The sequence below is a fragment of the Aeromicrobium sp. genome (genome assembly GCF_050700635.1).
Lineage (GTDB): Bacteria > Actinomycetota > Actinomycetes > Propionibacteriales > Nocardioidaceae > Aeromicrobium.
In genome coordinates this window covers 1-7638 of record NZ_JBOHDT010000004.1, presented here as the reverse complement: position 1 = coordinate 7638, position 7638 = coordinate 1, and the positions used below count along the sequence as shown (strand labels likewise).

8 protein-coding genes are annotated in these 7638 nt (G+C 68.2%); all 8 read right to left on the bottom strand.

All coding sequences use genetic code 11. The annotated features are described in order from the left end of the window. Window positions 1-682: methionine adenosyltransferase domain-containing protein (locus ACRDPN_RS00385; protein WP_431445334.1), on the bottom strand; the 682-nt coding region annotated here is incomplete at its 3' end. 112 nt (window positions 683-794) lie between these two features. Then, entirely contained in the window at window positions 795-1997 is a 1203-nt protein-coding gene (gene coaBC / locus ACRDPN_RS00380) for a bifunctional phosphopantothenoylcysteine decarboxylase/phosphopantothenate--cysteine ligase CoaBC (protein ID WP_431445333.1), read from the bottom strand. Window positions 1998-2022: 25 nt separating this feature from the next. Continuing rightward, on the bottom strand, window positions 2023-2295 hold the full coding sequence (gene rpoZ / locus ACRDPN_RS00375) for a DNA-directed RNA polymerase subunit omega (protein ID WP_431445332.1): 273 nt from the start codon (window positions 2293-2295) through the stop codon (window positions 2023-2025). Between the two features lie 36 nt (window positions 2296-2331). Further along, a complete protein-coding gene (gene gmk / locus ACRDPN_RS00370; RefSeq protein WP_431445331.1) occupies window positions 2332-2937 on the bottom strand; it encodes a guanylate kinase in 606 nt (201 codons plus the stop codon). Continuing rightward, window positions 2930-3277 (bottom strand): integration host factor, actinobacterial type, encoded by a 348-nt coding sequence (mihF, locus tag ACRDPN_RS00365; RefSeq protein WP_431445330.1) that lies wholly within the window; start codon window positions 3275-3277, stop codon window positions 2930-2932. The genes gmk and mihF overlap by 8 nt, the downstream gene beginning before the upstream one ends. A gap of 33 nt (window positions 3278-3310) precedes the next feature. Continuing rightward, window positions 3311-3742, bottom strand: a complete 432-nt coding sequence (locus ACRDPN_RS00360) for a hypothetical protein (RefSeq protein ID WP_431445329.1) — start codon at window positions 3740-3742, stop codon at window positions 3311-3313. Next, entirely contained in the window at window positions 3739-4587 is an 849-nt protein-coding gene (gene pyrF, locus ACRDPN_RS00355) for an orotidine-5'-phosphate decarboxylase (protein ID WP_431445327.1), read from the bottom strand. The genes ACRDPN_RS00360 and pyrF overlap by 4 nt, the downstream gene beginning before the upstream one ends. Further along, window positions 4584-7638 (bottom strand): carbamoyl-phosphate synthase large subunit (gene carB / locus ACRDPN_RS00350; protein ID WP_431445326.1); only part of this gene is annotated, 3055 nt, incomplete at its 5' end. The genes carB and pyrF, both read right to left, overlap by 4 nt.

Sequence of the window (7638 nt, the reverse complement as noted above, 5' to 3'; positions counted from 1 at the left end):
AGGCGACCTGCACCTCGCACCTTCGAGCCACGCCGGAGGCCACGATATTCTTGGCGACGAAGCGCGCGTAGTAACTGGCCGATCGATCGACCTTGCTCGGGTCCTTGCCGCTGAAAGCGCCGCCGCCGTGGCGGGCGATGCCGCCGTAGGTGTCGACGATGATCTTGCGGCCGGTCAGGCCGGAGTCGCCGTGCGGGCCGCCGATGACGAAGCGCCCGGTCGGGTTGATCAAAAAGCGCGTCTCGCCGTCCATCAGCTCGGGCGTCTCGTCGCACGCGAAGCCGAACATCAGGCCCTGGTCGCCGGCGCCCTGGAGGTCGAGCGGGTCGACCGAGCTCCCGGCCCGGGTCTCATGAGCGGTGTCGACGCCTTGGGCGATGTCAGCCGACTGCGCGTCCAGGGTGACCTGAACAGCGCAGGACTCGCCGTCGAAGCCCTTGACCGACGAGTCGTACCCGATCTCCAGAACACGGTCACGAACGACGCGGGCGATGTCGACGTACGCCTCGGTGGTGACCTCACCTCCGACGAGCACCATGCCGGTGGTGACGAACGTCTCGCAGGCGACGCGGCTCTTGGGGTCCTGGTCGAGCAGGGCGTCGAGGACGCTGTCGCTGATCTGGTCGGCGATCTTGTCCGGGTGACCCTCGGTCACGGACTCGGACGTGAAGAAGCGGCTCACTCAAGTTCTCCTGGAAGCAAATCGGTGCCGGCGGAGTGCCCGCCGGTCAAACCCTGGATGGCAGTCTAGACGGATCGTCCACATGCTGATGCCACGGTCCGCATGCTGGTGGCTACTCGACCAGCTCGGCGACCGCGTCCCAGACCGCGTGTGCCACCTCGATCTTGGGGCCGAGTGGCACCTGGGTGACCGAGACGTCCGCACCGAGGATGACAGCCTCGTTGTCGTCGCGACCGAAGACGCGCTCACCGCCGACGTCGTTGACGACCAGCAGGTCGCAACCCTTGCGCTCGAGCTTCGCGCGGGCGTGGTCGAGCACCGACCCGGACGCGTCGCCGGTCTCTGCCGCGAACCCGACGACCACCGGGCGCTTGCTGACGCGGGTTTGCACCAGCTCGACCAGGATGTCCGGGTTCTCGACCAGGGAGATCTGCGGCGTGCTCCCGTCGTGCGTCTTCTTGATCTTGGACTCGACCCGGGTGTCGGGGCGGAAGTCGGCCGGGGCCGCCGCCATCACCACGACGTCGGCGTCGGCGGCCGCCAGCAGGACCTCGCGGCGGAGATCTTCGGTGCTCACCACCCGCACCACGTCGGCACCGGCGGGATCGGGCAACGACACGTTGGCCGCGACGACGGTGACCGTCGCTCCGCGTGCCACGGCAGCCTCGGCCAGCGCGTAGCCCTGCCGGCCGGACGAGCGGTTGCCCAGGAAACGGACCGGGTCGAGGAACTCGCGCGTACCGCCCGCGGACACGACCACGTGTCGGCCGGCGAGGTCGTGGGGCCGGGCAGCGAGGGCGTTCAACGCCGCGGCGAAGATCTCCTCCGGCTCAGGGAGACGACCCTTACCGGTGTCGACACCCGTGAGCCGACCGGACGCGGGCTCGAGCACGACGATGCCCCTGGATCGCAGGGCCTCGACGTTCGCACGCGTGGCCGCGTTCTCCCACATCTCCGTGTGCATGGCCGGAGCCATGACGACCGGACAGCGGGCGGTCAGCAAGGTGTTGGTCAGGAGGTCGTCGGCGAGACCGTGCGCCGCCTTGGCGAGCACGTTGGCCGTGGCCGGCGCCACGAGGACGAGGTCGGTCAGCTGACCGAGCCGCACATGTGGCACCTCGTGGACGTCGTCGAAGACGTCGGTACGCACCGGACGACCGGAGAGCGCCTCCCAGGTGGGCGCGCCGACGAACTTGAGCGCGGCCTCGGTGGGCACGACCGTGACGTCGTGGCCGGACTCGGTGAACAGACGCAGCAACGAGGCGGCCTTGTAGGAGGCGATGCCGCCGGACACGCCGAGGATGATCTCGCTCATCCGTGCCTCCTGTTGCCGGGAGGGCTCAGGCCTCCTCGGCCTCGATGTCCTCGACCGTCAGGAGGTCGTTGTTGATCTCGCGCAGCGCGATCGACAGCGGCTTCTCCTGCACGTGCGTCTCCAGTAGCGGGCCGACGTACTCGAGCAGACCCTCTCCGAGCTGGGAGTAGTAGGCGTTGATCTGACGAGCGCGCTTGGCGCTGTACAGCACGAGCTTGTACTTGGAGTCAGACTTCTCCAGGAGGTCGTCGATGGGCGGGTTGGTGATGCCCTCGGCGACGGAGCGCGTGGTGGTCACAAAGCCTCACAGAAATGGGGTTGGCATGCGTATTCGTCACGGCTGACTGCCGGACCTGATCAAGTCTACCAAGGCTTCGCACGCCGAGGCGACATCGGTGTTGACGATGGTGACGTCGAACTCCTGCTCGGCCGCCATCTCGTCGCGTGCCGTCTCGAGCCGGCGAGCGCGTTCCTCGGCGCCCTCGGTGCCCCGACCCACGAGTCGCCGTTCGAGCTCTCTCTGGTTCGGGGGCGCGAGAAAGACCATCATCGCCTCGGGCATGCGCTCGCGTATCTGCCGAGCGCCCTGCAGATCGATCTCGAGCAGGGCGGGGCGACCTGCGGCGAGCCGTTCCTCCACCGGCACGCGCGGCGTGCCATAGCGAGCCGCGCGGTGCACGACGGCCCACTCGAGCAGCCCGTCGTCGGCGATCAGCCGGTCGAACTCGTGGTCGTCGACGAAGTGGTAGTGCAGGCCGTCGACCTCGCCCGGGCGGGGCTGGCGCGTGGTGACGGAGACGGAGATCCAGATGTCGGGATGCTGCTCGCGCACACAGGCCGCCACCGTGCCCTTGCCGACCGCAGTGGGGCCGGCAAGGACGACGAGGCGGGAGCGATGCTGGGCAGGTGGCTGGGTGGGCGGGGAGGACCCGTCAGCCACGAGACCCCGCTGCGGGTTTCTCGCCCCTGCCGCTGAACTCGCGCAGCAGCGCCTGGACCTGGTTGGCGCCCAGACCGCGCAGCCGGCGACTGTCGGCGATGCCGATGCGGTCCATGATCTCCTTGGCCCGGACCTTGCCGACGCCGGGCATCGACTGCAGAAGATCCCTGACCCTCAGCTTGGCGATGACCTCGTTGAACTTGGCTTCCTGGATGACCTCGGCGAGCGTGGCCCCAGAGTTCTTGAGGCGGTTCTTCACCTCGGCTCGCATCTGACGCGCTTGTGCTGCCTTCTCGAGTGCTGCCTGACGTTGCTCCGGAGTCAAGACGGGGAGTGCCACAACTTCACCTCTCTGTTGGACAGGAACTCACGATCACGTGAGTGTGATCTCGCATTCCTGCTTGACATTCTTCACGACGGCCCGGCGTTGCTGGGTCGTCTTGTTGAACGCCTCATACGCGTTGTTGAGCGATTTGAGCTGTCCCGTGCTGAGCTTCTTGACCCTGTCCACGTCCGACATCTCCTCCAGCTTGATGCCGACCTTGTCCTGGGCGTTCAGCACGGATGCGGTGACCTCGGCCAGCTCCGTCCAGTCCTTCTTGACGGCGGGTGGCGAGACCTTGGCGACCGACCGGAACGCTCGCGCGTACGAGCGGTAGGCGGCTGTCGTGCGGTTCTCCCCGAGAGAGTTCAGTGTCGTCTTCTGATCCTTGACGGCCGTGCAGTACGGGCTGTCACCGCCACACGCGGTCAGGGTGCTGACCGCGAGAACGGTCGTGATCAGGCCGGCGACGGCATGCATCATGCAGAACTCCTCGACTTGCGGTGCATCTCCAGCGAGCGTACAAGTTCGGCGTTGACGCGGGCAGCAGAATCGCGGAGTGCATCGACGTCGGGTCCGTCGGCCAAAACCCCTCGTGACGTGGACGGAAGCACATGGTCGGCGACCGAGCCGAACAACCGCACGACGTCGTCGATGGTGCCACCCTGCGCGCCGAGCCCGGGCGCGAGCAACGGGCCGTTGATGGCGAGGTCCTCCTCGGTCGAGCCGATCGTGGCCCCCACGACCGCCCCGAACGGGCCCATCGGCGTCTGGTCACCGTTGAGCGACTTCAGCTGGGCCAGGATGCGCCCGGCGACGGTGACGTCGTCGCTCACCGCCTGCTGAACCTCGGGGCCTTCCTCGTTCGAGGTAAGGGCCAGCACGAAGACGCCGCCGTCGTTCTGCTCGGCGACCTCAAAGAACGGCTCGAGCGAGCCGAAGCCGAGGAACGGGCTGACGGTGACCGCGTCGGCGCACATCGGGCTGTCCTCGTCGAGGTACGCCTCGGCGTAGGCGGCCGCGGTGCTGCCGATGTCGCCGCGCTTGACGTCGAGCACGACCAGCGTGCCGGTGTGCCGCAGGTCCTGGATCGTCCGCTCGAGTACCGTCACCCCCCGTGAGCCGAAGCGCTCGAAGAAGGCGGACTGCGGCTTGACGAACCCGACCCGACCGGCGAACGCCTCGACACAGGTGGCGGCGAACCGCTCCAGCCCCTCCACCGAGTCGGGCAGGCCCCAGTCGTCGAGCAGCTGCGCGTGCGGGTCGATGCCCACGCACGCCGGTCCGTACGCATCCATCGCCGCCCGTGCACGCGACCCGAAGCTCATGACTCGCCGCGTCCCTTGCGGACGACCTCGGCCCATTCCTGCAGCGAGGCCACCTCGACGCGGTGCTCGATGAGTGCCTCGATGCCTTGCACCGCCGCGCCCAGGCCCTGCACGGTGGTGATGCATGGGATGCCCTCGGCCACAGCGGCCGTTCGGATCTCGTACCCGTCGACGCGGGGGCTGCCGCCCGCCGTGGTGCCGTGCGGCGTGTTGATGATGAGCTGGACGTCCTGCGCCTGGATCTTCTCGACGATCGTGCTGCCCGCGCCGTCCTGTTCCTCGTGCAGCTTGCGGATCACGGTGCTATCGACGCCGTTGCGCTTGAGCACCGACGCCGTGCCGCTGGTGGCCAGGATCTCGAAGCCGAGGTCGGCCAGCCGCTTCACCGGGAAGATCATGTGCCGCTTGTCGCGGTTGGCCACTGAGACGAAGACCTTGCCCGACGTCGGCAGGCCGTTCTGGGCGCCGGCCTGGCTCTTGGCGTACGCGATGCCGAAGCCGGCGTCGATGCCCATGACCTCGCCGGTCGACCGCATCTCCGGTCCCAGAACGGTGTCTACGTAGCGACCCTCGTACGTGCGGAACCGGTTGAACGGCATCACCGCCTCCTTGACCGCCACCGGCGCCGAGTCGGGCAGGGTGCCACCGTCGCCGGTGGCCGGGAGAACCCCGGCCTTGCGAAGCTCGTCGATCGACTCCCCCAGCATGACTCGCGCGGCCGCCTTGGCCAGCGGGGTGGCGGTGGCCTTGGAGACGAACGGCACGGTGCGCGACGCCCGTGGGTTTGCCTCAAGCACGAACAGCGTGTCGGAGGACAACGCGTACTGGATGTTGATGAGTCCGAGCACGCCGACACCCTGCGCGATCGCGAGCGTCGAGGCACGGATGCGCTCGACCTCCTCGCCGCCGAGCGTGATGGGCGGTAGCGCGCACGCCGAGTCGCCGGAGTGCACCCCGGCCTCCTCGATGTGCTCCATCACGCCGCCGAGGAACAGCTCGGTGCCGTCGTAGAGGGCATCGACGTCGATCTCGACCGCGTCGTCAAGGAAGCGGTCGACAAGCACCGGGTGAGCCGGTGAGATCTCGGTGGCGCGGCCGATGTAGTCCTTCAGCGTCGGCTCGTCGTAGACGATCTCCATGCCGCGGCCGCCCAGCACGTACGACGGACGCACCAGCACCGGGTAGCCGATGTCGTCCGCGATCCGCTTGGCGGCGTCGAACGTGGTGGCCATGCCGTGCTTGGGCGACGGCAGTCCGGCCTCGTCGAGAACGCTCCCGAACGCGCCGCGCTCCTCGGCCAGGTGGATGGCGTCTGGCGAGGTGCCGACGATCGGCACACCGGCGGCCTCCAGCCCGGCGGCGAGGCCGAGTGGCGTCTGCCCACCGAGCTGGACGATGACGCCGGCGATCGGACCGGCCTGCTGCTCCGCATGGACGATCTCGAGGACGTCCTCGAGCGTCAGCGGCTCGAAGTAGAGCCGGTCGGACGTGTCGTAGTCGGTGGACACGGTCTCGGGGTTGCAGTTGACCATGATCGTCTCGTAGCCGACCTCGGAAAGGGACAGCGCGGCGTGCACGCACGAGTAGTCGAACTCGATGCCTTGGCCGATGCGGTTGGGGCCGCTGCCCAGGATCAGCACGGCCGGACGCGTGCGCGGCTCGACCTCGGTCTCCTCGTCATAAGTCGAGTAGTGGTACGGCGTGCGGGCGGCGAACTCGGCGGCGCAGGTGTCGACCGTCTTGTAGACCGGGCGCACCCCGAGCGCATGCCGCACCCCGCGCACGACCTCGGCGCTCATGTCGCGGAGCTTGCCGAGCTGCTCGTCGGAGAACCCGTGCCGCTTCGCGCGGCGCAGCAGCGGCAAGGTCAGCTCGTCGGCGTCGAGGATCTCCATGGCGACCTCGTTGATCAGCAGGAGCTGGTCGATGAACCAGGGGTCGATCGCGGTGGCATCGAAGATCTCCTTCAGGCTCGCGCCCGCCCGCAGAGCGTCCATGACCTTCTTGAGCCGGCCGTCGTGCGGGACCCGGATCGCCGCCAGGAGCGCGTCCTTGTCGAGGTCGACCCACTGGTGGCTCCAGTCGAACGGGGCGGACGGGCTCTCCAGACTGCGAAGCGCCTTCTGCAGCGCCTCGGTGAAGTTGCGCCCGATCGCCATGGCCTCGCCCACGGACTTCATGTGGGTGGTGAGTGTGGCGTCGGCGGCTGGGAACTTCTCGAACGCGAACCGTGGCACCTTGACGACGACGTAGTCGAGGGTTGGCTCGAAGCTCGCCGGCGTCTCGCGGGTGATGTCGTTGGGGATCTCGTCGAGGGTGTAGCCGATCGCGACTTTCGCGGCAATCTTCGCAATGGGGAATCCGGTCGCCTTCGAGGCGAGAGCCGAGGATCTCGAAACTCGGGGATTCATCTCGATGACGACGATGCGACCGTCGTCCGGGTTGACCGCGAACTGGATGTTGCAGCCGCCGGTGTCGACGCCGACCTCGCGGATGACGCCGACCGCGATGTCGCGCAGTCGCTGGAACTCCACGTCCGTGAGCGTCATTGCCGGTGCAACGGTGATCGAGTCGCCGGTGTGGACGCCCATCGGGTCGAGGTTCTCGATCGAGCAGACGATCACCACGTTGTTTGCGCGGTCGCGCATCACCTCCAGCTCGAACTCGTCCCAGCCGCGGATCGAGTCCTCCACGAGCACCTGGCCGATCGGTGACTCGGCGAGCCCGCGCTCGACCTGCCGGTGGAGCGCATCGAGGTCGTCCGCGAACCCGCCGCCGTGACCGCCGAGGGTGAACGCAGGGCGGATCACGGCCGGCACGGGCAGCCCGTCGAGGTCGTCGAGCGACTCGACGATGCGCGAGGTCGGTACCTCGAGACCGCAGCTTCGTACCGCATCGCGGAACAGCTGGCGATCCTCCGCGCGGTGGATCACGTCGATCCGCGCGCCAAGCAGCTCGACGCCGAGCTCCTCGAGGACCCCGGCGGCGTCAAGCTCGACCGCGAGGTTGAGCGCGGTCTGTCCGCCCAGCGTGGGCAGCAGCGCGTCGGGT